Raw genomic sequence first — 26,586 nt, 5'->3', positions numbered from 1 at the left:
AACGCGGCAGGAGTTGAGCCTGTTCCGCTCAGCCTTGTCCGATTCTGCCAGGTCAGCGGCGGGATCGACGACGTGGGCCCGACCCTCAGGGGGCGGTGCTGGGGGTGTCCCCGCCCTCGGTCTCCGGGGGCACGCCGTGGGCCGGGAACTCCACCACCGCGGTGTGCTCGTCGACCAGGCAGGTGCGGCAGAAGTCCTCCCCGAACGGCGTGAGGTGGATGCTGCGGCGCACGACCTTCGCGAACCGCACCGAGTGCATCGCCTCCAGCACGTCGGGCTGCGCCTCCAGCACTTGGTACTCCATCGGGTCGCGCAGCGACTCCCGCGAGAACCACACCAGCCCGAGCCGGAACAGGTTGTTCAGGTACGCCGGCACGTGGTCCTGGTAGCGCACCCCGGCCCGCGCCCCGACCATCGTCAGGCCGGGCGCCAGCAGCTGGCTGTTGACCATGCCGATCGGCCCACCGGTGCGCACGTCGACGCTGGGCTGCGGCCCGCCGCGCAGGAGCAGCAGCAGCAGGCGCGCCTCGTCGGGCGCGAGCTCGCCCAGGATGCGGGCGTACGCCGGGTGGGAGTGCCCGGAGTCCCACACGTCGCGGGAGCGCTCCAGCAGCTCGGCGCCGCGCTCGCGCAGGGTGGCCGGGGTGGCCGGCTGCTCGTCGTCACCGTCGCCGGGGTGGTGCACGTGGCCGGTGACGACCACCGGCTCGCTCACCACGATCTCGCCCAGCGCCTCCGCGGCGTCGACCAGCGCGCGGCCCACCGGCGTGCCGGAGGAGACCGAGCGGGTCAGGTCGCCGACCACGGTGGCGGCCTGGGTGGCGTCCTTGGCCAGCGCGGCCGCCTCGTCGGGGTCGCGCACGGCGCGCAGGAAGCGCCGGCCGGTGCGTGCCGACGTACGCACGCCCCAGCCGGTGGTGTGCCAGGCCGCGGTGGCCGCGACCCGGCCGAGGCCGGGCAGGGCCTCGACGGCCGGGCCGAGCCGGCCGACCAGCCCGGTCTCGTCGTCGGGACGGCGGAACGGGTCGTCGGGGTCGCGGGGGGCCCGGGGGTCGCGGGGGTCGACGTGGCTCACGCGGTCACCCGACCCCGAAGATCCACAGGTGCAGGAACCCGCCGGCCAGTCCCATGATCGCGCCGTGGGCGTAGAGCATCCACTCGTCCTCCTTGATGGCCGCGCGCATCATCTCGACGAAGTCGCGCGGGGGCAGGTCCTTGGTGCGGCGTGACACCAGTACCCGGATCTTGTCGGCCTGGCGCCGGCTGAACTCCTTGTCGCGGAACGGCGTGAGCGTGCGGCCCACGAGGTCCTGGGCGACGGAGTCGCGGATGTGGTCGAAGCGGTCGGGGCCGACCGCCACCCGCACGGCGCCGCGCGCGGGGCCGACGGCCAGGTCGATCGCGGGACGCAGCGAGGTGGCGAGCATGGCGCGGGTGCGGTCGCCGCCGGGGCCGTCGAGCAGGAAGTCGCCGATGCGCTCGAGGGTGATGACCTCCTCGGCGATGATGCGGGCGTAGACCTCCGCGGCCTGGTCCTGGCGGCGCGGGAAGAGCCCCTGCACGCGGATGCCGAGGATGCGGCGCGGCTCGGGCGGCTCGAAGATCAGCCACATGCCGAGCGCGTTGGTCACCCAGCCGACCACCACGCCGAGCACCGGCAGCAGCCACCACAGCCCGAAGATCGAGTCGACCACCGCCACCGGGATGCCGAGCAGGAAGCCGAACACGAAGCCGAAGGTGACCATCAGGTTGAGCTCGCGCTGGCCGAAGTCGCGGAAGATCCGCACCACCAGCGACGGGTTGTCGCGGAAGTGGTCGATCACCATGATCTTGGGGTCGAGCAGCTGGTCGATGTGGGTGCCGATCTCGTCGGTCACCCGGCCCACCACCGTCGGCAGCTGGGCGTCGACGCGCTCCACGACCGCGCGGCGCACCGGCCGCGGCAGGTCGCGCCACAGCCGCGGGTGCTCGCGACGCATCACGTCGTCGACCAGCTGGGGCAGCTCGGGACGGAAGACCGCGACGATGTGGGCGGCGATCTGGTCGGGCTCGAGCTGCTGGTAGAACTCCGCCGGCGTACCGAGCTTCGCGATCGCCTTGTCGACGGCGATGCTGCCCATCTTGGCCGCGCGCGCCGGGATGATGCCCTGCCAGCCGAGCCCGCCCTGGAGCAGCCCCGGGATCTCCTGCACCTTGCGCGGCAGCACGCTCACCACCTCGCGCATGCCGGGGACCCGCACGCCGTGGAACCGCACCGGGCTGAACAGCATCCACAGCCCCGACCAGTTGATCAGCCAGCCGATGACGCCGGTGAAGACCGGGATGGTCAGGAAGTGCACCCACTCGATGTCGTCGACCCAGTGGGCCAGCACGTCAAGCAGCGACTGCACGGAGAGCACCCCTTCGTGCCCGACCGTCCGGCCGGGGTGCGCCGAAGACTAGCGTCCCGCCCCAGGCGCCGGGGCGGTCGTTCGCCGTACGTCGAAGCCGGCCGCTCGGGGCGGTGCGGCTGCCCCTGAGGCCGACCGGGAGGCGGAAACTGCCTCTTGGTGGCTGAAGTTCCAGTCACCAAGAGGGGGTTTCCCCGGCCGGCCGGGGAAACTGCCCGCCCACGGCCTCAGCGCCCGCGGCGCCAGACGACGACCGACTGCGGGGGGTCGGGGCGGCGCAGGACGGGGAGCTTGTTGGGCAGTCGCTCGCGGTCGGGGGTGACCCGGCGCGCGACCAGCGCCTGCTGCAGGGCGGCGCGGGTGGCGTCGAGCTCGGCGATCAGCTCGGCGTTGCGGGCCTGCAGGGCGTCGACGCGGTGCTCGAGGTCGAGGATGCGCCGCACGCCCTCGATGCCGATGCCCGCGGAGGTGAGCTCGGAGATCGCCCGGAGCAGCTCGATGTCGCGGTGGGAGTAGCGCCGTCCGCCGCCGCCGGTGCGACCGGGGGTGATCAGCCCCATGCGCTCGTAGGTGCGCAGGGTCTGCGGGTGCAGCCCGGTCAGCTCCGCGGCGACGGAGATGACGTAGACGGCCGCGTCGTGGGCCGGCTGGAGGGGCTCGCGCACACCCACGACGTCATCCCGCCGGCTCGAAGAGCCCGGCGCGCAGCGGCCTCTGCGCGGTCGCGGCGCGGTAGGCCTCCACGGCCTCGCGCGCGGTCGCGTCGAGCACCGCCGGCACGTGCACCTCGACGGTGGCCAGCAGGTCGCCGGTGGTGCCGTCGGTCTTGCGGGCGCCCTTGCCGCGCACCCGGAACGTGCGCCCGTTGGGCGTGCCGGCCGGCACCTTGAGGGTGACCGCGGCGCCGTCGAGGGTGGGGATGCGCACGTCGGCACCGAGCGCGAGCTCGTCGAAGGAGACCGGCACGTCGAGGGTGAGGTTGTCGCCCTTGCGCCCGAAGACCCGGTGGGGCGAGACCTTCACGGTGACGAACAGGTCGCCGGCGGGGCCGCCGTTCTCCCCCGCCACGCCCTTGCCGCGCAGGCGGATGCGCTGGGCGTCCTTGACGCCGGCGGGGATGCGGGCCTGGATGGTGCGCGACGACTGCCCGCGCCCGCTGCCGTGGCAGGTGGGGCACGCCTCGTCGTAGACCAGCTGGCGACCGCCGCAGGCCGGACAGGTCTCGTTCATCGAGAAGGCGCCGCCGACCGAGGAGACGACGTACCCGGCGCCCTCGCACTCGGGGCACACGTGGGGCTTGCTGCCCGGCTTGCCACCGCTGCCCGCGCACGTCGGGCACGGGGCGTCGGAGCTGAGCCGCAGCGAGATGGTGACGCCGTCGAGGGCGTCGGTGAAGCTGATCGTGGCGGTGGTGTCGACGTCGGCGCCCTTGGTGGGGCGCGGGCGGGTCTGCCGGGCGCGGCCGGGGAAGCCGCCGCCGAAGACGTCGCCGAACATGTCGCCGAGGCCGCCCTGGGCGCCGGCGCGCTCGCGCAGCAGGTCGTCGAGATTGAACCCGCCGCCGGCGCCGCCGCCGCCGGGCGCACCGCCGCGGAAGCCGCCGCTGCCGTAGAGCGAGCGCATCTCGTCGTACTTGGCGCGCTTCTCGGGGTCGCCGACCACGTCGTAGGCCTCGGCGACCGACTTGAAGGTGTCGTGCTTGGCGGTGTCGCCGGGGTTGGAGTCGGGGTGGTTCGCCCGGGCCAGGCGCCGGTAGGCCTTCTTGATCTCGTCGGCGCCGGCGTCCTTGGCCACGCCGAGGGTCGCGTAGAAGTCCTTCTGCGCCCAGTCGGCGCGGAAGCCGTTGTCACTCACGGGACCACCTCCCCTCTCTGCTGCTCACGGTGCTGCGCGCCGGCCCGGGCGGGTGCCCGGGCCGGTGCGCTGCGGGTCAGGACGACACGGGTCAGGACGACGCAGGCTCGACGACGAGCACCTGCGCGGCGCGCACGACGCGCGTGCCGATGCGGTAGCCGGCCTTGGCGATGACCTTGCAGGTCGTCACCGTGACCTCGGGGTCCTCGCCGAGGTTCGACAGCGCCTCGTGCAGGCTCGGGTCGAAGGCGTCGCCGGGCTCGCCGAACCGGATCAGGCCGAGGCCCGCCACGGTGCGCTCGAGCTGCTCGGCGACCGACTTGAACCCGCCCTCGAGCGGCTCGTGCTCCCGCGCGCGGTCGATCGTGTCGAGCACCTCGGTGATCGGGGCGAGCGCGGCGTACGTCGCGTTCTCCTTGATCAGGTCGCGGTCGCGCTCGACGCGCCGCTTGTAGTTGAGGAACTCCGCCTGGAGCCGCTGCAGGTCGGCCAGCCGCTCGGCGGCCTCCATGCGCGCCACCACGGCCTCGTCGTCGGCCGGGTCGGACGCCGGCGCCGGCTCGGCCGGCACCGTGTCGTCGTCCGGGACGGCGGAGTCGGCCGCGTCGACGGCCTCCACCGGTCCGTCCTGCACCTCGACGCCCTCGGCCAGGCCCGCCGCCTCGTCGGTCGGCAGGCCCTCGGGAGAGGGAGCCCCGGTGGGCTCCCCCTCCTGCGGCAGACCCTGCTCGTCGCGGGGCTGGGTCACTTGGCGTCACCCTCGGTGGCGCCCTCGGACCCGTCGGTGCCGGGCTCCTCGTCGACGACCTCGGCGTCCACGATGTCGTCGTCGGCCTCGCCGGTCGCACCGGTGGCGCCGCCGGCGGCAGCGGAGTCGGCCTCGGCCGCGGCGTACATCGCCGCACCCATCTTCTGGCTCGACTCGTTGAGCTTGGTGGTGCCGGCGGTGAGCTCCTCGGCGCTCGCGTCGGCGTTCTCCAGCGTCGACTTCAGCGCGTCGAGGTCGCCCTGCACCTCGGTGCGGACCTCCTCGGGGATCTTGTCGCCGTTGTCGGCCAGGAACTTGCCCGTGGTGTAGACGAGCTGGTCGGCCTGGTTGCGGACCTCGATGGCCTCGCGACGCTTGGCGTCCTCCTCGGCGTACTGCTCGGCCTCGCGGACCATCCGGTCGATGTCGTCCTTGCCCAGCGCGGAGCCGCCGGAGATCGTCATCGACTGCTCGCGGCCCGAGGCCTGGTCCTTCGCGGAGACGTGCACGATGCCGTTGGCGTCGATGTCGAAGGTGACCTCGATCTTCGGGATGCCGCGCGGCGCCGGCGGGAGGCCGGTGAGCTCGAAGTTGCCCAGCGGCTGGTTCTGCGACCACAGCTGACGCTCGCCCTGGGCGACCTTGATCTCCACCGACGGCTGGTTGTCGTCGGCGGTGGTGAAGATCTCCGAGCGCTTGGTCGGGATCGTGGTGTTGCGCTCGATGAGGTTGGTCATCACACCGCCCTTGGTCTCGATGCCGAGGGAGAGCGGGGTGACGTCGAGCAGCAGCACGTCCTTGACCTCGCCCTTGAGGACGCCGGCCTGCAGGGCCGCGCCGATGGCGACGACCTCGTCGGGGTTGACGCCCTTGTTGGGCTCCTTGCCGCCGAGGAGGCTCTTGACGACCTCGGAGACCGCGGGCATGCGGGTGGAGCCGCCGACGAGCACGACGTGGTCGATCTTGTCGACCGCGACGCCGCCGTCCTTCAGGACGTTCTGGAACGGCACCTTGGTGCGCTCGAGCAGGTCGTCGGTGAGCTGCTGGAACTCCGAGCGGGTCAGGCGCTCCTCGAAGTGCAGCGGGCCCGACTCGCCGTGGGTGATGTAGGGCAGGTGGATCGTGGTCTCGCTGGAGGACGACAGCTCGATCTTCGCCTTCTCGGCGGCCTCCTGGAGGCGCTGCTTGGCGATCTTGTCGGCCGCGAGGTCGACGCCGTTGCCGGCCTTGAACTTCTTGACCATCCACTCGACGACGCGGGCGTCCCAGTCGTCACCACCGAGGTGGTTGTCACCGGAGGTCGCCTTGACCTCCACGACGCCCTCGCCGATCTCCAGCAGCGAGACGTCGAACGTGCCGCCACCGAGGTCGAAGACGAGGATCGTCTGGTCGTCGCCCTTGTCGAGGCCGTAGGCCAGCGCGGCCGCGGTGGGCTCGTTGACGATGCGGCTGACGTTGAGGCCCGCGATCTCACCGGCCTCCTTGGTGGCCTGGCGCTGGGCGTCGGAGAAGTACGCCGGCACGGTGATGACCGCGTCGGTGACGGGCTCGCCGAGGTAGGCCTCCGCGTCGCGCTTCAGCTTCTGCAGCACGAAGGCGCTGATCTGCTGGGGCGTGAAGTCCTTGTCGTCGATCTTCTGCTTCCAGTCGGTGCCCATGTGGCGCTTGACGGAGCGGATGGTGCGGTCGATGTTCGTGACGGCCTGGCGCTTGGCCACCTCGCCCACGAGCACCTCGCCGTTCTTGGCGAAGGCCACGACGGAGGGGGTGGTGCGCGCGCCCTCCGCGTTGGCGATGACGGTGGGCTCTCCGCCCTCCAGGACCGTCACGACGCTGTTGGTCGTGCCGAGGTCGATGCCGACGGCTCGTGCCATGGGTGGTTCCTCCATCTGTGGGTCGTGCGGGGATGTCAGGGATGTCAGGGGCTGGCCGGCGCGGGATCGTCCGGCGATGACTCCATGATGCGTCGCTGCGCGCCCGCAGACAAGTTAGTTGAGTCTCATCGACTCAAGTCCGGCTACTGCTCGCGCTCCTGGCGCAGCAGCCCGGCCATCCCCAGCGCGATGTCCACCACCGAGACGCGGTCGAGGGCGGCGACCTCGTCGAGCGGGAACCACCGCGCCTCGTCGGTGGAGCCGTCCTGCTCGGCGCTCAGCTCGCCGCCGGTCACCCGGGCGCGGAAGACGGTGCGCACCGCCTTCATCGGTCGCGACGACCCGTTGAGCCGCCGCTCGGGCGGGATGACGTAGGAGTCGACGCCCAGCAGCTCACCGACCTCGACGGCGTACCCGCTCTCCTCGGCGACCTCGCGCACCACCGCCTCCTCCACGCTCTCGTGCAGCTCGACGCCGCCGCCGGGCAGCGTCCACTGCGGGCGGTGGCCCTCGTTCCACAGCGCGAGGAGCACGCGGTCGTGCTCGTCGTGGATCACGGCGTAGGCCGCCAGGCGGGTGTCGTAGTCGGTGTAGTGCATCCCTCCAGTGTGCCCAGGGCCGGTCGGAGGGGCGGGTCGGAGGGTGCGTCGGGGGGGGGCAGACAGGCGCGGGCAGGGGCGGTCAGCGGCGCACACGAGCCGCCCGGAGGGGTGGGAGGTGGAATGCGCGGCCCCCGGCTGGGCATTGGGACACACATGACCGTTCCCACGATCACCCTGACCGACCAGACGACCATCCCCCAGCTCGGCTTCGGCACCTACCAGGTGCCGCCGGAGCAGGCCGCCGACGTCGTGACCACGGCGCTCGAGGTGGGCTACCGCCACATCGACACCGCGCAGATGTACCAGAACGAGCAGCAGGTCGGCGAGGCGCTGAAGTCCTCGGGCCTGGCCCGTGACGAGCTCTACGTGACCTCGAAGCTGAACAACGGCTTCCACCGCCCCGACGACGCGAAGCGCGCCTTCGAGGAGACGCTGACCAAGCTCGGCCTCGACCGCATCGACCTGTTCCTCATCCACTGGCCGCTGCCCACGCTGTACGACGGTGACTACGTCTCCACGTGGAAGACCCTGGCGTCGTTCGTCGAGGACGGTCGCGCCCGCTCCGTGGGCGTCTCGAACTTCCAGCCGGCCCACCTCGACCGCATCGTCTCTGAGACCGGCGTCGTGCCCGTGGTCAACCAGATCGAGGTGCACCCCTACTTCACCAACGAGGACGCGCGCGCGGCCTCGATCCGCCACGGCGTGGAGGTCGAGGCGTGGTCGCCCATCGCCCAGGGCGCCGTGCTCGACGACCCGGTGATCGGCGAGATCGCCACCGCCCACGGCAAGAGCGCCTCGCAGGTCACCCTGCGCTGGCACCTCGACCGCGGCGACATCGTCTTCCCGAAGTCGATGAAGCGCGAGCGCATGGAGGAGAACTTCGACCTGTTCGACTTCTCCCTCAGCCCCGAGGAGCTCGCCACGATCGCCGCGCTCGACAAGGGCGAGGACGGCCGCACCGGCCCCAACCCCGACTCGTTCGACTACGTGCCGTGAGCTGAGGCTCCACCCGCACGCCTGAGCGACGTCCCCGTCGCCGCGACCGCCTCCGCCCGGGCCACCACCTGGGCGACGAGGGCCGCGGTGGCGGGGACGGTCTGCGCTCCGGGGCGGTGGGCCAGGCCCACGTGGCGTCGCCCCAGCCCTGCCAGCTCCACCACCTGCACGTCGGGGTGGCGGTACGCCGCGAACGCCGACTCCGGGAGCACGGCCACACCGAGGCCGCGGGCCACCAGGTGCTGCACCACCACGTAGTCGTCGGTGGCGTGGCGCACGGTCGGGGTGAACCCGGCCGCCTCGCAGCAGTCGACGAGGTGGGTGCGGCAGCGCACGCACCCACCGATCCAGTCGGCGTCGGCCAGCGCCGCGAGCCCCCGGCGACCCGGCGCCGCCAGGTCGGGCGGCACCACCAGGTGCACGGCCTCGTCGAGCAGCGGTCGCCACGTCAGCGTGCCGAGGCCCTGCGGGGCGCCGTCGTAGCCGAAGACCAGGGCGAGGTCGGCCTCACCGCCCGCCGCGGCGGCCAGCGCCTCGGGCGGCTCGGCCTCCTCGAGCCCGACCTGCACCTCGGGGTGCGCCCGCCCCAGCGCGGCCACCGCGTCCGGCACCAGCGTGGCCGCCGCCGACGGGAACGCCACCAACCGCACCCGTCCGGCGCGCAGCTGGTGGAGCGCGGCGAGCTCCTCCCCCGCGGCGTGCAGCTCGGCGGCGACCACGTCGGCGCGGGCCAGCAGTGCCCGTCCGGCCTCGGTGGGCGTCACCCCGCGCGACCCGCGCAGCAGCAGGGGGCCGCCCGCCTCCCGCTCGAGGTGGGCCAGCTGCTGGCTCACCGCCGGCTGCGTCCAGCCCAGCTCGCGGGCGGCCGCGCTGATCGACCCGGCGCGGGCGACGGCGCGGAAGAGCAGCGTGCGGCGGGCGTCGAGGGCCATAGGCTCAGGTTATGCCTCGTCCTGGCAGGACGGCACTTCCGGTGTGCTCGGCGGAGCGCGACCATCGACACATGCAGACCATCGGCCTCGTCGGCGGCATGTCGTGGCACTCCACGGCCACCTACTACCGCCTGATCAACGAGGAGGTCGCGGCCCGCCTCGGCGGCCACTCCTCCGCCCGCATCTCCCTGCAGTCGCTGGACTTCGCGGAGGTGCGCGACTGCCAGCTGCGCGGCGACTGGGCCGGCTCCGCCGCGCTGCTCGCCGACGCCGCCCGTCGCTGCGAGGCCGGCGGCGCCGACCTCGTCGGGCTGTGCACCAACCTCATGCACAAGAACTTCGCGGCCCTCGAGGACGCCGTGGCCGTGCCGGCGGTGCACATCGCCGATGCCGTCGCCGCGATCGCCGTGCGCGAGGGCTGGACGACGCTCGGCCTGCTCGGCGCCCGCTGGGTGATGGAGGAGACCTTCTACGCCGACCGCCTCGCCACCCACGGCATCGAGGTGGTGGTGCCCGACGAGGCGGGGCGCGAGCTGGTCGACCGCGTGGTCTTCGAGGAGATCACCCGCGGCGTCGTGCGGGCCGAATCGCGCGAGGCCTACGTCGCGATCATGCGCGACCTGCAGGCGCGCGGCGCCGACGCGGTGGTGCTGGCCTGCACCGAGATCGGCCTGCTGGTCGGCGCCGACGACGCCCCGCTGCCGGTCGTCGACTCCGCCGTCGCCCACGCCTCGCTGCTGGTCGACCTCGCCCTGGCGCCGGCCGGCGCCGGCGTGCCCGTCGGCTGACCTGCTGGGCGGCTGAGCTGCTGGGCCGCTGGGCCGCTGGGCCGCTCAGCCGACGGTGACGCGCACGTCGTTCGAGGCGGTGCCGTCGCTGGTGTCGACCACGCGGAAGCGGTTGACCCCCGGGGAGCTGGTCTGCACGTACGTCGTGAACGTCTCGTTGCTGACCACCGCGGTGACCGGGAAGTCGTCCCAGCCGCCGCCCACGACGAAGCGCTGCACCTGCAGCACCGCACCCTCGCCGCCGCGGTAGACCCCGCTGAGGTCGATCTGGCCCATCGGCGCCACCGACGCCTGCCCGGCCGACAGGGTGAGCTCCTCGGCCTTCTCGCTCTCCGAGGCGCTGGGGGTCGGCGTCGCGGACCCGGACGACGCGCTGTCGGCGACGTCGGGGTCGAGGGTGATGTCAGGACCGCCCGGGCCGCCGGTGTCCTCGAACTGGGGCAGGAAGAACGACCCGCCGTCGGTGGCGGTGGACGTGCTGGCGCTGTCGTCCACGCCGGCCACCCGCGACACCACGAGCACCACCCCGCCGAGCACGAGGCCGACCACCAGGCCGACGCCGAGCAGCGCGGCCAGGCCCATGGCCACCGCGCGCCCCACCTCGCGGGGGTCGTCGGGGTCGCGCTCGAGCCGGTCGTGGTCGGCCACCGTCATCACTCCCGTGCTGGTCCTGTGCTGGTCGCAGGGCGGGCCACCCGGACCGCCGCGGCCATTGTCGCCGTGCGCCCCCCGTCACGCCACACCGACCGCCCGACGGTGGGTCGGCCGCGGGTCGCCTCAGCCGGCGACGGCGTACCGCACGCCGCCGTCGTGCGGCGCGGAGAGGAGCGCGCCGCGGGCCACCAGCAGGTCGAGGTGGGCCTTGGTCTCCATCGCGGCCATGCCCTGGTTGAACACGTCGAGCGCGGTCCACGCGTGCTCGTGGCGCGTCCACGGCAGCCGGCGGGCGACGTCGGTGGCGGTGCCGTCACCGCCCGACAGCGCGGCCAGGCAGGCCTCGAGCCGGTGCTCGTGGTGGGCCAGCAGCTCGTCGACGCGGGCGTGGGACGACGGCGCGAGCGGTCCGTGGGCCGGCAGCACCCGCAGGTCGGGGAGCGCCCGCACCCGGGTGAGGGACGCCATGAAGTCGCCCAGCGGCGACTCCACCACCGGCACGGTGAAGCCGATCGACGGGGTGATCGTGGGCAGCACGTGGTCACCGGCCAGCAGCAGGCCCGCGGTGCGGTCGGCGAAGACGAAGTGGCCGGGGGTGTGGCCGGGCGTGTGCACCGCGTCGAGGGTGCGCGCGCCGACGCGCACCTCGTGGTCGCCCTCCAGCCAGGTGTCGGGGTAGGCCCAGTGGGCGAGGTCGAGCTGACGTCCGGCGCCGTGGCGTCGCCACTGCTCGGCCACGTCGTGGGCGCCCGCGCCCGCCAGCACGTCGGCGAACGGGTCGCCGCCGGGCCAGGCCTCGGAGTGGAACAGGTCGAGGGCGGGCTTCTCCCCCGCGCCCAGCGAGACGTGGGCGCCCACCTCGGCGCCGAGCACGGAGGCCAGCGTGTAGTGGTCGCGGTGCACGTGGGTGACGAGGAACCGGCGGATGTCGCCGACCCCGGCACCCAGCTCGCCCAGGCAGCGCTCGAGGAGCGCCCGGGCCTGCGGGATCGCCCAGCCGCCGTCGACCAGCGTCAACCCGTCGTCGGTCTCGAGCACGTAGACGTTGACCGCGCGCAGGCCGTCGGAGGGCAGCGGCAGCGGGATGCGGTGGAGCCCCGGCTCGACCTGCCAGGCCCCCTCGGCCGCCCAGTGCAGGCCCGAGTCGGGCGAGACGGCGTGGGCGGTGGAGGTGCCGGGGTCGGACGCGGGGGTCATCCCGCGGACCCTACGCGCGCCGCTGCGGCAGGATCGTGGCCGTGCCCGCGCCTCCCCCCGACCCGCTCGTCGACCGGCTGCGCGCGGCGGGCTGCGTCTTCGCCGAGGACGAGGCCGCCGAGCTGCGCACGGCGGCACACGACGCCGCCCACCTCGCGCGCCTGGTCGACGAGCGGGTGACCGGACGGCCGCTGGAGGTGGTGGTCGGCAGCGCCGCCTTCGCCGGCACGCGGGTGGTGGTGGAGGCCGGGGTGTTCGTGCCGCGGCGCCGCTCCGAGCTGCTCGTTCGGCTCGCGCTGGCGCGGCTGCGCCCGGGGTCGGTGGTGGTCGACCTGTGCTGCGGCACCGGTGCCATCGCTGCCGCGCTGGCCGCGGCGGTGCCCGGGCTGCCCGGGCGGCCGGAGCTGCCGGGACTGGAGGTGCACGCCGCCGACGTCGAGCCGGCGGCGGTGGCCTGCGCCCGGCGCAACCTGCCGCCCCCCGCACAGGTGCACCTCGGCGACCTGTGGACCGCGCTGCCCGACGACCTGCGGGGGCGCGTCGACGTCCTGGTGGTCAACGCGCCCTACGTGCCGAGCGCGGCGGTGGCCACGATGCCGCCCGAGGCCCGCACCCACGAGCCGCTGGTCGCCCTCGACGGCGGCGGCGACGGCCTCGACCTCCACCGCCGCGTCGCCGCCGGCGCCGCCCGCTGGCTGGCGCCCGGCGGGTGGCTGCTGCTCGAGACCAGCCGCGAGCAGGCCGACCGCACCCGCGACCTGGTGGCCGCCGCAGGCCTGCGGGCGACCGTCCACCGCGACGACGACGTCGACGGCACGGCGGTCGTGGGCCACCACCCGGACCCCGCGCCCGGCGCGCCGCCGCCGGGCTAGGTTGGCCCGCGTGACGAGCCCCGCGACCTGCGCCCGGCGGCCCGCGTGCGCGACGCCGTGAGCCAGCGCGACCCGATCCGCGAGGCCCACCGGCAGTGGGAGGCCCACGGCTGGCACGACGCCGCCGACGGCATGGCCGTGGTCACCTCGGTCGTGCGGGTGCAGCAGCTGCTGATGGAGCGCATCGACGCCGTGCTGCGCCCGCTCGACCTCACCTTCGCCCGCTACGAGGTGCTGCAGCTGCTGTCGTTCACCTCCGCCGGCCGGCTGCCGATGACCCGCCTCGGCTCCCTGCTGCAGGTGCACCCGACGTCGGTGACCAGCGCCGTCGACCGCCTCGAGCGCCAGGGGCACGTGGAGCGCAGCCGCGGCGAGACCGACCGCCGCGTCGTGCTCGCCGCGATCACCGACAGCGGCCGCGCCGTCGCCGCCACGGCCACCACGGGCCTCAACACCGACGTCTTCGAGGCCCTCGGCCTCCCCGACGACGACGTCGCCGCCCTCACCCGCCTGCTGGCCGCGCTCCGCGCCCGCGGCGGCGACCAGGTCGACTAGCAGGCCGACCAGCGGGCCCAGCCGGCCGAGCACCGGGCACCGGGCACGACGATCCGGCGCAGGCCGCGGAGGTCTCCACGACGCTCGTCGCCGGCGCTCCTCGCTGCTCGACCGACGACGGGGCACCCCGGAGGCTCGAGCGCCGTGACCCCTGGAGGCCGCGCCGAGGGGGCGCTACGCTGGGCATTAGTTGGACGTCCAACTATCCCCCACGAACCACCGAGGTGACCCCCCGTGCCCGAGCTCCACGTCCCGACCCACCCGGTGCGCCTCGTCACGGCGTCCAGCCTGTTCGACGGCCACGACGCCTCGATCAACATCATGCGGCGCATCTTCCAGAGCCAGGGCTGCGAGGTCGTGCACCTCGGGCACAACCGCTCGGTGCAGGAGGTCGTCGACGCCGCGCTCGAGGAGGACGTGCAGGGGGTCGCGGTGTCGTCGTACCAGGGCGGGCACGTGGAGTACTTCGAGTACCTCGTCGACGCGCTGCGCGCCCAGGGCGCGGGTCACGTGAAGGTGGTCGGCGGCGGGGGCGGGGTGATCGTGCACGACGAGATCCAGCGGCTGCGCGAGCACGGCGTCACGATCTTCTCCCCCGAGGACGGCCAGCGCATGGGCCTGGCCGGCATGATCAACTCCGTCGTCGCCGCCTGCGACACCGACCTGTGGGCCCAGCGCCGGGTCGGCGCCGAGGAGGTCGTCAGCGGCGACCGCGCGGCCGTGGCCCGGGCGATCACCGGCGCGGAGACCGGCCGCCTCGGCGACGACGTCCTGGCCGTCCTGCGCGACGCCGCCGCCCGGCACGCCGTGCCGGTGCTCGGCATCACCGGCACCGGGGGCTCGGGCAAGTCGTCGCTCACCGACGAGCTGGTGCGGCGCTTCCGCGTCGACCAGCAGGACAAGCTGCGGGTGGCGGTGATCGCCGTCGACCCCACCCGCCGCAAGGGCGGCGGCGCCCTGCTGGGCGACCGCATCCGGATGAACTCCCTCGAGGGCGACCGCGTCTTCTTCCGCAGCCTCGCCACCCGCGGCGCCCACGAGCTGCCCGACCACCTCGGTGACGTCATCGACGTGGTGAAGGCCGCCGGGTTCGACCTGGTGGTCGTGGAGACCCCCGGCATCGGGCAGGGCGACGCCGCCATCGTGCCGTTCGTCGACGCCTCCCTCTACGTGATGACGCCCGAGTTCGGCGCCGCCTCGCAGCTGGAGAAGATCGACATGCTCGACTTCGCCGACGTCGTGGCGATCAACAAGTTCGAGCGCCGCGGCTCCCACGACGCCCTGCGCGACGTCGGGCGCCAGCTGGTGCGCAACCGGGAGGCGTTCGGCTCCCAGCCCCACGACATGCCGGTCTTCGGCACCTCCGCGGCCACCTTCGACGACGACGGCGTCACCGCGCTCTATCAGCACCTGCGCGGCGTGCTCGCCGAGCGCGGGCTCGCGGTGGGCGAGGGCACGCTGGCGCCGGTCGACGTGCGGCACTCCTCGGGCATCCGCCAGGTGGTGCCCGGCGAGCGGGTGCGCTACCTCGCCGAGATCACCGAGACCGTGCGCGGCTACCACGCCGAGACCGAGCGCCTGGCCGAGGCCGCGCGCCGCGTGCAGCGCCTGGAGGCGGTGAGCGCCGAGCTGGCCGAGGGCGACCACGGCGACGTGCCCCACCTGCTCGAGAAGGCCCGCACGGCGCTGCCGGTCGAGGTGGCCGAGCAGGTGGCGGGCTGGCCCGCCGTCGTGCAGGCCTACTCCGGCGACGAGCAGGTCGTCACCGTGCGCGGCACGCAGGTGGTCACCCCGCTCACGCGGGAGTCGCTCAGCGGCAACGCCGTGCGCCGCGTCTCGCTGCCGACGTACGTCGACCACGGCGAGCTGGTGCGCTACTGGCGCCGGGAGAACCTCCCGGGCCACTTCCCCTTCACCGCCGGGGTGTTCCCGTTCAAGCGCGACGGCGAGGACCCCGCGCGCATGTTCGCCGGCGAGGGCGACCCCGCGCGCACCAACCGCCGGTTCAAGATCCTCTCGGCCGACGGCGACGCGAAGCGGCTCTCCACCGCCTTCGACTCCGTCACGCTCTACGGCCGCGACCCCGACGAGCGCCCCGACGTCTACGGCAAGGTCGGCACGTCGGGGGTGAGCGTCGCGACCGTCGACGACATGAAGCTGCTCTACGACGGCTTCGACCTGGTCTCGCCCACCACCAGCGTGAGCATGACGATCAACGGCCCCGCCCCGACGGTGCTGGCGTTCTTCCTCAACACCGTGATCGACCAGCAGGTCGACGTCTTCCGCGAGCGCGAGGGCCGCGAGCCCGACGCGGAGGAGCGCGCCGCGCTCGCCGCGCATGCCGTGACCACGGTGCGCGGCACGGTGCAGGCCGACATCCTCAAGGAGGACCAGGGCCAGAACACCTGCCTGTTCTCCACCGAGTTCTCGCTGCGGATGATGGCCGACATCCAGGAGTGGTTCATCGAGCACGGCGTGCGCAACTTCTACTCCGTGTCGATCTCCGGCTACCACATCGCCGAGGCCGGGGCGAACCCCATCAGCCAGCTCGCCTTCACCCTCGCCAACGGCTTCACCTACGTGGAGGCCTACCTCGCGCGCGGCATGGCCATCGACGACTTCGCGCCCAACCTGTCGTTCTTCTTCTCCAACGGCATGGACCCCGAGTACACCGTCATCGGCCGCGTCGCCCGCCGCATCTGGGCCGTCGCGATGATGGAGCGGTACGGCGCCGGCGAGCGCTCGCAGAAGCTGAAGTACCACGTGCAGACGTCCGGTCGCTCGCTGCACGCGCAGGAGATGGACTTCAACGACATCCGCACCACCCTGCAGGCGCTGGTCGCGATCTACGACAACGCCAACAGCCTCCACACCAACGCCTACGACGAGGCCGTGACCACGCCCGGAGAGGAGTCGGTGCGCCGCGCCCTGGCGATCCAGATGATCATCAACCGCGAGTGGGGACTGGCGATGAACGAGAACCCGCTGCAGGGCTCGTACGTCGTCGACGAGCTCACCGACCTCGTGGAGGCGGCGGTGCTGGAGGAGTTCGACCGGATCAACGAGCGCGGCGGGGTGCTCGGCGCGATGGAGACCGGCTACCAGCGCGGCCGCATCCAGGACGAGTCGATGCGCTACGAGCACCGCAAGCACGACGGCTCGCTGCCGATCATCGGCGTGAACACCTTCCGCAAGCCCGAGCGCGGCGACGGCACCGACGGCACGCCGGTGCACGTGGAGCTCGCCCGGGCCACCGAGGCCGAGAAGGAGGGCCAGCTGAGCGGCGTCCGCGCCTTCCAGCAGGCCCACGCCGAGGAGTCCGCCCAGGCCCTCGCGCGGCTCAAGGAGGCGGCCACGTCGGGGGAGAACGTGTTCGCCGTGCTGATGGACGCCGCACGGGTCTGCACGCTCGGACAGGTGACGGAGGCGTTCTTCGAGGTCGGCGGCCAGTATCGTCGCAACGTGTGAGCCACTCCTTCCCGACATATGACCAGATCGCAGCCCTCCCGGCGTACACCGAGCAGCCCGTGCCGGTGGCCTTCGAGGACGTCAACGGCCACCTCAACGTGCGCCACTACCTCGGCATCGCCAGCGAGGGCCTCGACGAGTGCCTCGCCGGCCTCGGCATCCCGCCGAACTGGCCGATCTCGGCCGGTCACGCCTGCTTCTCCGCCGAGCACCACCTGACCTACCTCACCGAGCTGCGCACCGGCGACCGCCTGTCGGCGCGGGTGCGGCTCGTGGGCCGCTCCGAGCGCGCCGCGCACGTCGTGGTCTACCTGCTCGACGACACCGACCAGCAGCTGAGCTACGTGATGGAGGAGGTCTTCCTCCACATCGACATGAGCACGCGGCGCACCAGCCCCTGGCCCGACGACGTCGCCAAGGCGATGGACGACCGCATCGAGACCGACTCCGCCCTCGGCTGGGAGCCCGGCCTCTCCGGCTCGCTCTCCCTGCGCTGAACCGCACCGGGTCCCACCCTGACGGCCTACGGGCCGGAGGGGTGAGACCCGGTTTTGGGTGACCCGTCACTGTGGAGGACGACCCCTGAGGGGGAGGCCGACCGGATCGGGGAGCACGCATGGGCAGCGGCGGACGACGCGGGGCGCGGGCGTGCGTCGCGCTGGCGCTCGGGGCGCTGCTGCTGAGCGGCTGCCAGGGCGCGGCCACCGACGACGAGGCCCCCGCGCCCGACGGGGCCGCAACGGCGACGACGGCACGACCGGACGCCGACGAGACCCCGGCCTCGCCGCTCACCCTCGCCTTCGCCGGCGACGTGCACTTCGAGGCCGGCCTGAGGGGCGTGCCGGGGCGGCCCGGCTCCACGCTGGGGCCGATGTCGGCCGCCCTGCGCAGCGCCGACCTGGCGATGGTCAACCTCGAGAGCGCGATCACCCGGCGCGGGACGCCGGCGCGCAAGGAGCTGGAGGACCCGGCGAACCGCTACTGGTTCCGCAGCCCGCCCGCCGCGCTCGACGTGCTGGCCCGCTCCGGCGTCGACGTGGCGTCGTTGGCCAACAACCACGGCGCCGACCACGGCGTGCCCGGCCTGCGGGACACCCTGGCCGCCGCCCGCACCGGTCCCGTCGCGGTGGTCGGCGTGGGCCGCGACGCGCGGGAGGCGTTCGCCCCCCACCGCACCACCGTGCGCGGCACCGACGTCGCGGTCTTCGCCGCCGACGCCTCACCGCGCGAGAGCGCCGACCCGACGTGGGCCGTGGGCGACGGCACCGGCCCGGGCCTCGCCTCCGCCCGCACCCCGCAGGCCCGGCAGCTGGTCGCCGCCGTGCGCGCCGGCACCGACGAGGACGACCTCGTGGTCGTCTACCTGCACTGGGGCCGCGAGAACGACGCCTGCCCGACCGGCCTGCAGCAGGGCCTGGCGCGCACGCTGGCCGACGCCGGCGCCGACGTGGTGGTCGGCACCCACGCCCACGTGCCGCTGGGCGCGGGCACCCTCGGCCCCACCTACGTCTCCTACGGCCTCGGCAACTTCTTCTGGTACCACGGCCGCCGGCCCGAGACGGGCGTGCTGCGGCTGACCGTCAGCGACGACGAGGTGGTCGGCACCACCTGGCAGCCCGGGGTGATCCCGCCCGACGGCGGCGCGCCGCAGCCGCTGACCGGGCAGGCCCGGGCCGCGGCGGTCGCCGACTGGCGCTCCCGGCGCGGCTGCACCGACCTCGCGCCCGGCCCCGGCGCCGGACCGGCGGACCAGGACACGGGGACCACGGCGGGCCCGGGAGGCCGGGACGCGACCCCGGCCGAGCGCCGGCTGCCGGCGTTCGCGTCGTCGGTGCGGCGCATCGGCCCCGAGCTGCGCCGCTCGATGCTCGGTCGCAGCCACCGCCCGTCGTGCCCCGTGGGTCTGGGTGACCTGCGCCGCGTGGGCCTGTCGTACGTCGGGTTCGACGGCCGTGCCCGCCGCGGGGCGCTGGTGGTCGCCGACGACGTCGCCGACGACGTGGTCGGGGTGTTCCGCGCCCTCTACCGCGAGCGGTTCCCGCTGGCGCGGATGCGCCTGGTCGACGCCTACGGCGGCAGCGACGCCCGCTCGATGGAGGCCAACAACACCTCGGCCTACAACTGCCGCACCGTCGCCGGCACCGACCGGTTCTCCGACCACGCCTTCGGCCGCGCGGTCGACCTCAACCCGGTGCAGAACCCCTACGTGCGCGGCGCCGTGGTGGAGCCGCCCGCCGCGCGGCGCTTCGTGGACGTCGACCGCGGCCCCGGCGCGGCGTCGCGGCCCGGCGTGATCCGGCGCGGCGACGTGGTCGTGCGCGCGTTCGCCCGGGTCGGCTGGGAGTGGGGCGGCGACTACGCCGACCCCGACTACCAGCACTTCAGCGCCGGCTGACCCGTGCGGCCGGTCCGGCCGGTCCGGCGGCAGGCTCCTCGCCGTCGGGCTCCCAGCGCAGCAGGTCACCGGGCTGGCAGTCGAGCACCTCGCAGAGGGCCTCGAGGGTCGAGAACCGCACCGCCTTGGCGCGACCGTTCTTCAGCACCGCGAGGTTGGCCGGGGTGATGCCCACCCGCTCGGCGAGGGTGCCGACGGCCATCTTGCGCCGCGCCAGCATCACGTCGACGTCCACGACGATCGCCATCAGATGACCACGTCGAGCTCGGCCTGCAGCTGCGTCGCCTCGGCGTCACGGGCCACCGCCTGCGCGAGCAGCGCCCGCATCACCAGCACCACGAGGGCGACCCCGCTGACCAGCACGCCCACGCCGCCGACGAGCAGGACCACGCCCGGAGCGACGGTGGGGCCGGGGGCCAGCAGCACCCCGAGGGCGAACGTGAGCAGGGCGGCCGTCGCGATCGCACCGATCACGACGTCGACCCAGCGGAAGGCGGCGTGGGAGAACACGGTGCCGCGACGCACCATCGTCACCAGCCGCCACGTGCACACCAGTGTGACCTGCACGGTGAGGATGCCGAGCACGACGATGACGACCAGCGGCACCCGCAGGTCGCCGACGGCCCCGTCGGGGTCGAGGTCGGCGGCGAGCAGCGGCACCATCACCGCCTGCACGACCAGCGACCCCAGCAGCGCAGCGGCCAGCACGACCCGCAGCGCGAGGATGGTCAGGTGTCCCATGGCGTTCTCCTTCGATCGACGTCCAGCAAGAATCTATCGAACAACGATAGCTCCGGCAAGGGTTAACCGTCACAGGCGACCCACAGACCGACGACAGCCCACCCACCACCGCCCCGCCCACGATGGAGGCCCACAGCAGGCGACACGGAGGAGCGGGACATGAGCAGCGGCACCCAGCGGAGCACGAGGGCACGGACCTGGCGGGGACGGGCGCTCCCCCGGGCCGACGAGGACGTCGAGGACCAGGGCCTCGGCTTCGACGTGCAGACCCTGCTGCAGCGGCGCTCGCTGCTGCGCGGCGCCGGGCTGGCCGCGGTCGGGGTGGGCCTCGTGGCGTGCGGGGGCGACGCCTCCAGCGACTCGGCGGCCACCGCGGCCGGGTCGACGGGCAGCAGCGGGTCGGAGGAGATCCCCGACGAGACCGCCGGACCCTACCCCGGCGACGGCTCCAACGGGCCCGACGTGCTGGAGGAGAGCGGCATCGTGCGCAGCGACATCCGCTCCAGCTTCGGCGAGGCCAGCGGGACCGCCGAGGGCGTCCCGATGACCCTCGAGCTGGCCCTGAGCGACCTCGCCGACGGCGGCTCGGCGTTCGCCGGCGTCGCGGTCTACGTGTGGCACTGCGACCGCGAGGGCCGCTACTCGATGTACTCCGAGGGCGTCGAGGACGAGAACTACCTGCGCGGCGCGCAGGTGGCCGACGCCGACGGCGTGGTGCAGTTCACCAGTGTCTTCCCGGCCTGCTACACCGGCCGGTGGCCGCACGTCCACTTCGAGGTCTACCCGGACCGCGAGTCGATCACCGACTCCACCAACGCCATCGCCACCTCGCAGGTGGCCCTGCCCCTGGCGGTCTCCGAGAAGGTCTACGCCACCACCGGGTACGAGGACTCGGTGACCAACCTGGCCGCCGTCGGCCTGGAGAGCGACAGCGTGTTCGGCGACGACGGCGGGGCCAGCCAGCTGGCCACCGTCACCGGGAACGTCACCGACGGGTACGCCGTCCGGCTGGCCGTGCGCGTCGACACCCGCACCACCCCCACCGCGGGCGGCGCGGCGCCCTCGGGCGGCGCGCCCGGCGGCGACACGGGCGGCGAGCCGCCGGAGACGGGTGGAGAGACGGGCGGCGAGCCGCCCGAGGGCGCCCCCGAGCCGCCGGCGGAGGACACCACCTCCTGACCCGTCAGCCCGCAGGTCGGCCCGCGGCGCGGCCGCGGGCGGCCTCGCGCACCGCCAGCGCGGCGAGCAGCGTGGTGATCGGCACCGCCGCCATCAGGCCGAGGGTGGCCACGGCGGCGCGCACGACCTCCTGGGCGATGACCTGGTCGGTCACCACGTCGCCGAGCCCGTCGTCGCTGGCCACCACCAGGATCAGCAGGGGCAGCGACGAGCCGGCGTAGGCCAGCACGATGGTGTTGATCACCGAGGCGATGTGGGAGCGGCCGACGCGGGTGCCGGCGCGGTAGAGCTCGCTCAGGCCGTAGCCGGGGTTGGCGCGCGCGATCTCGTCGATGGTCGCGGCCTGGGTGACGGTGACGTCGTCGAGCACGCCGAGCGAGCCGATCACGATGCCGGCGATCAGCACCCCCTGCAGGTTGACGCCGTACTGCGCGCCCACCGACGTCGACAGGTCGTCGGAGACCCCGCTGAGGCCGAGGGCGGCGATCGTCAGCGCCGACAGCACGCCGGTCAGGGTGAGCGCGGCGAGCGTGCCGACCACCGCCACGGTGGTCGACACGCTGAACCCGTGGGTGAGGTAGAGGACGGTCAGCACGATCGCGGCCGAGCCCACGATGGCCACCAGCAGCGGCGACTCCCCACCCAGGATGGCCGGCACCACGAACCACACCAGCAGCGCGAACGTCACCCCGAGCCCGACCAGCGCGCTCAGCCCCCGCAGCCGGCCGAACGCCACGACGGCCAGGGCGAACGCCGCGGCGAGCAGGGCCAGCCCGGTGCCGCGCTGCTGGTCGACGATCGAGTACGTCTGCGCGTCGGGGTCGCCCGGGTCGCCGACCAGGACCAGCAGCACGTCGTCGCCGGTCTCGACCTCGGGGGCGCCGGGCCCGGTGGGCAGCGGCGCCTCGACGTCGGTGTCGGCGTCGGCGCCGCTGGTGAGCCGCACGGCGGCGGTGCCGCAGCCGTCGGTGGGGACGGCGTCGGCCGCGGCGCCGGCGTCCGCCGCCTCGGGGCAGGCCTCCCTGCTCACCCCGGTCACCGTGCCCTCGACCTGCGCGAGCGACGCGGCGGTCTCCGCCCCGGGCAGCGCACCGGGCCACAGCCACACCAGGCAGGCCACCGTGACCACCGCGATCGGGACCACCACGGCCAGCGCGAGCCGGCGCATCCGCCGGGTGTCGTGCGCGGCGTGCCGTGCGTGGTGGGCGCCCATGAGGCCCCCGATGCTAGCGGCGCCCCGTGGAGCGGCGTGACATCGTGGGCGTCATGACCCCCTCCCCCGCCGAGTCCGCGCCCGAAGCCCCCGTCGAGGCCCCCATCGAGGCCCCGGTCGTCGTCGTCACCGGCGCCAACGGCCTGGTCGGCTCCCACACCTGCGCAGCGCTGGTCGAGCGTGGCGTGCAGGTGCGCGCCGTGGTGCGCCGTGCCGGCACCGGACCGACGTTCGCCGGCGCCGACGAGCACGTCGGCGACTTCACCGACCCCGCCTTCGCCGCCGAGGTCGTGGCCGGCGCGGAGGCCGTGGTGACCACGGTGCACCCGATGGGCAGCGACCTGGAGACCCAGCACCGCATCGGGGTGGAGGGCACCACCGTGATCGCCCGCGCCGCGGCCGAGGCCGGCGTCGCCCGCCTGGTGCACGTCTCCACCGCCGCGGTCTACGACCGCTCGCCGCAGGCCGGCGACGTCGACGAGGCGTCGGCGCTCTCCGGCGACGACGCGGGCGACTACCCCGTCACCAAGCGCGACGCCGACGCCGCGCTCGCCGACGTCGACGGGATCACCCGGGTGCTGCTGCGTCCGCCGGCCATCCTGGGCGCGGGCGAGACCTCGGTGTGGAACACCCTGCGCCCCGCCGCCGCGCGCGACGACGAGCAGGCCCGCCGCGCCAACCCCGACCAGAGCTTCGCGTGGGTGCACGTCGACGACCTCGCCGCCCTCGCCGCCGACGTCGCCACCGGGGCGATCGCGACTTCCGACGACCCCGAGCAGGGCCCCGTCGCCGGCGGCTGCACGCCGGTCAACGTGGCCGCCGGGCCGGCCACCGCCCGCGACTACTGGACGACGGTCACCGAGGCCGTCGAGGTCGAGCCGGTCTGGGCCGACGGCCCGGCGTGGACCGGTCGCATCGTGGCCGACCGCGCCCGCGGCTGGGGCTGGACCCCGTCGGTCGACCTGGCGACCGCCCTCGACGAGATCACCGCCGGCCTGCGCCGCTGAGGTGGACGACGACCTCGGCACGCCGTACGACGGCCCCCGCCCGGCCGGGCGGGTGGTGTCGCTGGTGCCGTCGCTGACCGAGGCGCTGGCCTCGGTCGAGCGCGGCGCGGTGGTGGGGGCCACCGACTGGTGCACCCACCCCGCCGACCTCGACGTCACCCGCGTGCGCGGCACGAAGAACCCCGACCTCGCCGCCGTGGCGGCGCTGGCCCCCGACGTGGTGGTCGCCAACAAGGAGGAGAACCGCGAGCTCGACGTGCGGCGGCTGCGCGAGCGCGGCGTGCGGGTGTGGGTGACCGAGATCGAGACGGTGCCGCAGGCCGTGGCCTCGATCGAGCGGCTGCTCGACGCCCTGGGCTGGTCGCGGCCGGCGTGGCTCGGCGAGGCCCGGTCGCTGTGGTGCGGCCCGCTGCCGCCGGTGACGCGCCGGGTGGTCGTGCCGGTGTGGCGCGACCCCTGGATGGCGGTCGGCGGGCGCACCTTCACCGGCGACCTCGCGCGCCGGTTGGGCTGGGTCAACGCGCTGGCCGACCACCCCGAGCGTTACCCGCACGTCGACGCCGCCGCGCTCGCCGCCTGCGGCGCCGACGTCGCGCTGCTGCCCGACGAGCCCTACGCCTTCACCGCCGACGACGGCCCCGAGGCCCTCGACCTGCCCACCGAGCTGGTGAGCGGACGGCTGCTGACCTGGTACGGCCCGTCGCTGATGCAGGCCCACCGGTCCCTGGCCCGCGCACCCGAGGACGGTGCCTAGGACTCCGGTGCTGTCGGCACCGCCAGCTGCGTCTCCACGCTGCGCCCGCGCAGCACCGCGCTGCCGTGCCGGCGCCACCGCTCGGCCTCGGCCCCGCCGGCCTGCTCGACGGTGTCCCACGACGTCAGCACGCCGCCGTCGACCTCCTTGGCCAGCTCGGTGAGCCGGGCGGCGGCGTTCACCGCGTCACCGATCACGGTGTACTCGAGGCGGTCGGTGGTGCCGACGTTGCCGGCGACCGTCTCGCCGGTGCAGACGCCGATGCCGGCGGCCACGTCGGGCTGCTCCTCGACCAGCCGGCGGGCCATGCCACGGGCGGCGGCGAGGGCCCGGGCGGCGTGGTCGGGCAGCTCGACCGGCGCCCCGAAGACCGCGAGCACGGCGTCGCCCATGAACTTGTTGACGAAGCCGCCCTGGGCGTCGATCTCCTCCACCACCACGCCGAAGAACCGGTTGAGCGTGTCGACCACCTCCGCCGGTGCGCGGTCGGCGGCCATCGAGGTGGAGCCGACGAGGTCGACGAACAGCACGGTGACCACGCGGTTCTCCCCGCCGAGCTCGAGGTCGCCGGCCGCAGCGGCCTGCGCCACCTCGCGGCCGACGTGGCGCCCGAAGACGTCACGCAGGTGCTCGCGCTCGGTGAGGCCCTCGGCCATCTCGTTGAAGCCGGCCTGCAGCAGCCCCAGCTCGGTGCCGTCGTAGACCGGCACCCGGCGCGAGAAGTCGCCGCGGCGCACCAGCGCGATCGCGCGGCGCACCGACTCCAGCGGCGCCACCACCGCGCGGGCGTTGAGCACGGTGACCAGCAGCCCGAAGACCAGCACGACGCCGCCGAGCACCAGCACCTGCACGGCCAGGCGGGTCGTGCTCACGGCGTCGTCGGTGAGGGCCAGCACGGCGGCCACGACCAGCCCGACCACCGGGGCGCCGGTGCCGAGGAGCCAGAAGGTCAGCATCCGCCCGCCGACACCGAGCCCGCGGGGCTGACGCGGGGCGTCACCGGTGAGCGCCCGCGCGGCGATCGGGCGCAGGGTGAACTCGGTGAGCAGGTAGGCCACCGTGCACACCACCATCGCCGCGATCCCGACGGTGAGCCCGGTGCTCACCGCCCGCGAGGGCTGCAGCACCACCGAGAGCACCGTGAACACCACCGTGGCCACCAGCCACAGCCACGCCTGCAGCAGGGTGAGCCGCAGCGGCACCCGCAGCGTGCGGCGCCGGTCGACGGGCGTCGGCTCCTCGCCGCGGGTGGCCCAGCGCAGCGCCCGCAGGGTGCCGCGGGTGCCGCGCACGGCGCCGAGCACCAGCGCCAGCCCGATGTAGACCGGGATCGCGATGAAGAGCCCCAGCGCCATGTCGGGCTCGGGGGCGTCCTGGGCGAAGACGAACGTGGACAGCACCACCACCACGCCGGCGCCGATGAGGTGGGTGACGACCAGGATGACGGTGAGCAGCACCTGCACCCGCCACCGCAGCAGCCGCAGGCTCTGGTCGGCGGGGCCGAGCAGGAACGACCCGAACGGGCTGCGGGTGGCGGCGTTCCCGGCGCCCGTGTCGCTCGTGTCGCTCGCGGAAGTGGTCGCCCTCGAGGCGCCGGCCAGCTCAGCGCGCACCCGACACCCCTCCGTCACCGGGCGCCCCGTGGCGCCGTCCCGCCTGCCGGGGGCCAGTCTGCCGCACGCGGCGGCCCCGCGGGGGCGGACGTCTCAGCGCAGGAAGTCGGTGAGGCTGGGCAGCACCGACCGGGCCGCACCGGCCTCCCAAGCGGCCTCCGCGGCCGCGTCGCCGGGCGCACCACCAGCCGCCTCGGGGTCGCTGTCGGGCGCGACGGGGCGGCCGCCGTCGCCGCGGGCTGCCCGCCAGCGCGCGGTGAGCGCGGTGTCGAGGAACCGCAGCGAGCCGCTCACCGGTACTCCTCCGCCCGGTCGCGGCGGGGCGCGGCACACCGCTGGTCGAGGCGGCGCACCAGGTCGCGGCACGCGGTGCGGTGGGCCCGCAGGACGTCGCCCCAGGGCTCCTCGGCCGCGCCGGCCAGCTCGTCCAGACTCGCGCCGGGGGCGCAGCCGACGAGCGCGGCGGCCTCGTCGGCGACCAGCGCGCGCAGCACCTCGGTCTCGCGCACGGCCTGCAGCGCGACGGCGACGTCGGCGGCCGCGCGCTCGCGCCACGCGGTGCGCCCGCTCACCTCCACCAGCCGCGCCACCTCGAGCCGGTCGAGCACGGAGGCCAGCAGCTCGCGCTCGCGCCACAGGGTCAGCGAGAGCCGCTCCACCGCGTCGACCACGACACCGCTCCTCGCCCTCGCGCAGGCGTCCACCACGGGCGGTGGCACCTCGACGGCACCCCCATCGGCCGCCGGCGCCGCCA

The 26,586-nt window shown here is 74.5% G+C and carries 26 protein-coding genes; 10 read left to right on the top strand and 16 right to left on the bottom strand.

The window, feature by feature from the left end; genetic code table 11:
* Nucleotides 1-85 precede the first annotated feature (85 nt).
* The 7 genes from AC4OR8_RS05885 to AC4OR8_RS05855 all read right to left on the bottom strand — a co-directional run bounded on the left by AC4OR8_RS05885 (nucleotide 86) and on the right by AC4OR8_RS05855 (nucleotide 7,465).
* Nucleotides 86-1,075 (bottom strand): Abi-alpha family protein, encoded by a 990-nt coding sequence (locus AC4OR8_RS05885; protein WP_492164606.1) that lies wholly within the window; start codon nucleotides 1,073-1,075, stop codon nucleotides 86-88.
* 4 nt (nucleotides 1,076-1,079) lie between these two features.
* Complete coding sequence (locus tag AC4OR8_RS05880) at nucleotides 1,080-2,390, bottom strand: hypothetical protein (RefSeq protein ID WP_492164605.1); 1,311 nt, start codon at nucleotides 2,388-2,390, stop codon at nucleotides 1,080-1,082.
* A gap of 227 nt (nucleotides 2,391-2,617) precedes the next feature.
* Nucleotides 2,618-3,055, bottom strand: a complete 438-nt coding sequence (locus AC4OR8_RS05875; protein WP_492164604.1) for a heat shock protein transcriptional repressor HspR — start codon at nucleotides 3,053-3,055, stop codon at nucleotides 2,618-2,620.
* Nucleotides 3,056-3,065: 10 nt separating this feature from the next.
* Nucleotides 3,066-4,244 carry a molecular chaperone DnaJ gene (gene dnaJ, locus AC4OR8_RS05870; RefSeq protein ID WP_492164603.1) on the bottom strand — a complete coding sequence of 393 codons (1,179 nt, stop codon included), beginning with the start codon at nucleotides 4,242-4,244 and terminating at the stop codon, nucleotides 3,066-3,068.
* A gap of 91 nt (nucleotides 4,245-4,335) precedes the next feature.
* On the bottom strand, nucleotides 4,336-4,992 hold the full coding sequence (grpE, locus tag AC4OR8_RS05865) for a nucleotide exchange factor GrpE (RefSeq protein ID WP_492164602.1): 657 nt from the start codon (nucleotides 4,990-4,992) through the stop codon (nucleotides 4,336-4,338).
* Nucleotides 4,989-6,866 (bottom strand): molecular chaperone DnaK, encoded by a 1,878-nt coding sequence (dnaK, locus tag AC4OR8_RS05860; protein ID WP_492164601.1) that lies wholly within the window; start codon nucleotides 6,864-6,866, stop codon nucleotides 4,989-4,991. The genes grpE and dnaK overlap by 4 nt, the downstream gene beginning before the upstream one ends.
* A 143-nt stretch (nucleotides 6,867-7,009) precedes the next feature.
* Nucleotides 7,010-7,465, bottom strand: a complete 456-nt coding sequence (locus AC4OR8_RS05855; protein ID WP_492164600.1) for an NUDIX hydrolase — start codon at nucleotides 7,463-7,465, stop codon at nucleotides 7,010-7,012.
* A gap of 156 nt (nucleotides 7,466-7,621) precedes the next feature.
* Between AC4OR8_RS05855 and AC4OR8_RS05850 the strand changes: the two genes are divergently transcribed.
* Entirely contained in the window at nucleotides 7,622-8,464 is an 843-nt protein-coding gene (locus tag AC4OR8_RS05850) for an aldo/keto reductase (RefSeq protein WP_492164599.1), read from the top strand.
* On the opposite strand, the gene AC4OR8_RS05845 is transcribed toward AC4OR8_RS05850, so the two are convergent.
* Nucleotides 8,452-9,396 carry a LysR family transcriptional regulator gene (locus AC4OR8_RS05845; RefSeq protein WP_492164598.1) on the bottom strand — a complete coding sequence of 315 codons (945 nt, stop codon included), beginning with the start codon at nucleotides 9,394-9,396 and terminating at the stop codon, nucleotides 8,452-8,454. The genes AC4OR8_RS05850 and AC4OR8_RS05845 overlap by 13 nt on opposite strands.
* A gap of 71 nt (nucleotides 9,397-9,467) precedes the next feature.
* On the opposite strand from AC4OR8_RS05845, the gene AC4OR8_RS05840 reads away from it, so the two are divergent.
* The gene (locus AC4OR8_RS05840; RefSeq protein WP_492164597.1) at nucleotides 9,468-10,184 is read left to right on the top strand and encodes an aspartate/glutamate racemase family protein; all 717 of its coding nucleotides are present in this window, start codon (nucleotides 9,468-9,470) and stop codon (nucleotides 10,182-10,184) included.
* Between the two features lie 45 nt (nucleotides 10,185-10,229).
* On the opposite strand, the gene AC4OR8_RS05835 is transcribed toward AC4OR8_RS05840, so the two are convergent.
* Nucleotides 10,230-10,838, bottom strand: coding sequence for a hypothetical protein (locus AC4OR8_RS05835; protein WP_492164596.1), 609 nt, complete (start codon nucleotides 10,836-10,838; stop codon nucleotides 10,230-10,232).
* Between the two features lie 123 nt (nucleotides 10,839-10,961).
* Nucleotides 10,962-12,035 carry an MBL fold metallo-hydrolase gene (locus tag AC4OR8_RS05830; protein ID WP_492164595.1) on the bottom strand — a complete coding sequence of 358 codons (1,074 nt, stop codon included), beginning with the start codon at nucleotides 12,033-12,035 and terminating at the stop codon, nucleotides 10,962-10,964.
* Between the two features lie 41 nt (nucleotides 12,036-12,076).
* Between AC4OR8_RS05830 and AC4OR8_RS05825 the strand changes: the two genes are divergently transcribed.
* From AC4OR8_RS05825 to AC4OR8_RS05805, 5 genes are all read left to right on the top strand, one after another.
* Entirely contained in the window at nucleotides 12,077-12,907 is an 831-nt protein-coding gene (locus AC4OR8_RS05825; RefSeq protein WP_492164594.1) for a putative protein N(5)-glutamine methyltransferase, read from the top strand.
* A gap of 45 nt (nucleotides 12,908-12,952) precedes the next feature.
* On the top strand, nucleotides 12,953-13,462 hold the full coding sequence (locus tag AC4OR8_RS05820; RefSeq protein ID WP_492164593.1) for a MarR family winged helix-turn-helix transcriptional regulator: 510 nt from the start codon (nucleotides 12,953-12,955) through the stop codon (nucleotides 13,460-13,462).
* A gap of 234 nt (nucleotides 13,463-13,696) precedes the next feature.
* On the top strand, nucleotides 13,697-16,930 hold the full coding sequence (icmF, locus tag AC4OR8_RS05815; RefSeq protein WP_492164592.1) for a fused isobutyryl-CoA mutase/GTPase IcmF: 3,234 nt from the start codon (nucleotides 13,697-13,699) through the stop codon (nucleotides 16,928-16,930).
* Nucleotides 16,927-17,427 carry a thioesterase family protein gene (locus AC4OR8_RS05810; RefSeq protein WP_492164591.1) on the top strand — a complete coding sequence of 167 codons (501 nt, stop codon included), beginning with the start codon at nucleotides 16,927-16,929 and terminating at the stop codon, nucleotides 17,425-17,427. The genes icmF and AC4OR8_RS05810 overlap by 4 nt, the downstream gene beginning before the upstream one ends.
* A 119-nt stretch (nucleotides 17,428-17,546) precedes the next feature.
* Complete coding sequence (locus AC4OR8_RS05805) at nucleotides 17,547-19,325, top strand: CapA family protein (protein WP_492164590.1); 1,779 nt, start codon at nucleotides 17,547-17,549, stop codon at nucleotides 19,323-19,325.
* On the opposite strand, the gene AC4OR8_RS05800 is transcribed toward AC4OR8_RS05805, so the two are convergent.
* Nucleotides 19,312-19,572, bottom strand: coding sequence for a helix-turn-helix domain-containing protein (locus AC4OR8_RS05800; RefSeq protein WP_492164589.1), 261 nt, complete (start codon nucleotides 19,570-19,572; stop codon nucleotides 19,312-19,314). The two genes, AC4OR8_RS05805 and AC4OR8_RS05800, sit on opposite strands and share 14 nt — an antisense overlap.
* Nucleotides 19,572-20,066 (bottom strand): DUF2975 domain-containing protein, encoded by a 495-nt coding sequence (locus AC4OR8_RS05795; RefSeq protein WP_492164588.1) that lies wholly within the window; start codon nucleotides 20,064-20,066, stop codon nucleotides 19,572-19,574. The genes AC4OR8_RS05800 and AC4OR8_RS05795 overlap by 1 nt, the downstream gene beginning before the upstream one ends.
* 159 nt (nucleotides 20,067-20,225) lie before the next feature.
* Here AC4OR8_RS05795 and AC4OR8_RS05790 point away from each other — a divergent pair, with 159 nt between their 5' ends.
* Nucleotides 20,226-21,245, top strand: a complete 1,020-nt coding sequence (locus tag AC4OR8_RS05790) for an intradiol ring-cleavage dioxygenase (protein WP_492164587.1) — start codon at nucleotides 20,226-20,228, stop codon at nucleotides 21,243-21,245.
* A 4-nt stretch (nucleotides 21,246-21,249) separates the two neighbouring features.
* Here the strand turns inward: AC4OR8_RS05790 and AC4OR8_RS05785 are convergent, their stop codons facing one another.
* Nucleotides 21,250-22,458, bottom strand: coding sequence for a YibE/F family protein (locus AC4OR8_RS05785; RefSeq protein ID WP_492164586.1), 1,209 nt, complete (start codon nucleotides 22,456-22,458; stop codon nucleotides 21,250-21,252).
* 53 nt (nucleotides 22,459-22,511) lie between these two features.
* Between AC4OR8_RS05785 and AC4OR8_RS05780 the strand changes: the two genes are divergently transcribed.
* Together AC4OR8_RS05780 and AC4OR8_RS05775 are read left to right on the top strand one after the other, a co-directional pair.
* The gene (locus tag AC4OR8_RS05780; protein WP_492164585.1) at nucleotides 22,512-23,465 is read left to right on the top strand and encodes an NAD-dependent epimerase/dehydratase family protein; all 954 of its coding nucleotides are present in this window, start codon (nucleotides 22,512-22,514) and stop codon (nucleotides 23,463-23,465) included.
* Nucleotide 23,466: 1 nt separating this feature from the next.
* A complete protein-coding gene (locus AC4OR8_RS05775) occupies nucleotides 23,467-24,219 on the top strand; it encodes a helical backbone metal receptor (protein WP_492164584.1) in 753 nt (250 codons plus the stop codon).
* Here the strand turns inward: AC4OR8_RS05775 and AC4OR8_RS05770 are convergent.
* The 3 genes from AC4OR8_RS05770 to AC4OR8_RS05760 form a co-directional block, all read right to left on the bottom strand.
* Nucleotides 24,216-25,832 (bottom strand): adenylate/guanylate cyclase domain-containing protein, encoded by a 1,617-nt coding sequence (locus AC4OR8_RS05770; RefSeq protein WP_492164583.1) that lies wholly within the window; start codon nucleotides 25,830-25,832, stop codon nucleotides 24,216-24,218. The two genes, AC4OR8_RS05775 and AC4OR8_RS05770, sit on opposite strands and share 4 nt — an antisense overlap.
* A gap of 93 nt (nucleotides 25,833-25,925) precedes the next feature.
* Nucleotides 25,926-26,126 (bottom strand): hypothetical protein, encoded by a 201-nt coding sequence (locus AC4OR8_RS05765; protein ID WP_492164582.1) that lies wholly within the window; start codon nucleotides 26,124-26,126, stop codon nucleotides 25,926-25,928.
* On the bottom strand, nucleotides 26,123-26,503 hold the full coding sequence (locus AC4OR8_RS05760) for a hypothetical protein (protein ID WP_492164581.1): 381 nt from the start codon (nucleotides 26,501-26,503) through the stop codon (nucleotides 26,123-26,125). Before AC4OR8_RS05760 ends, AC4OR8_RS05765 begins: the two co-directional genes overlap by 4 nt.
* Between the last annotated feature and the right edge of the window lie 83 nt (nucleotides 26,504-26,586).

It is taken from the genome of Nocardioides sp. FY1077 (genome assembly GCF_058681775.1).
Note: the sequence above shows the minus strand (reverse complement) of the source record. Positions and strands in the feature narration are given on the sequence as shown.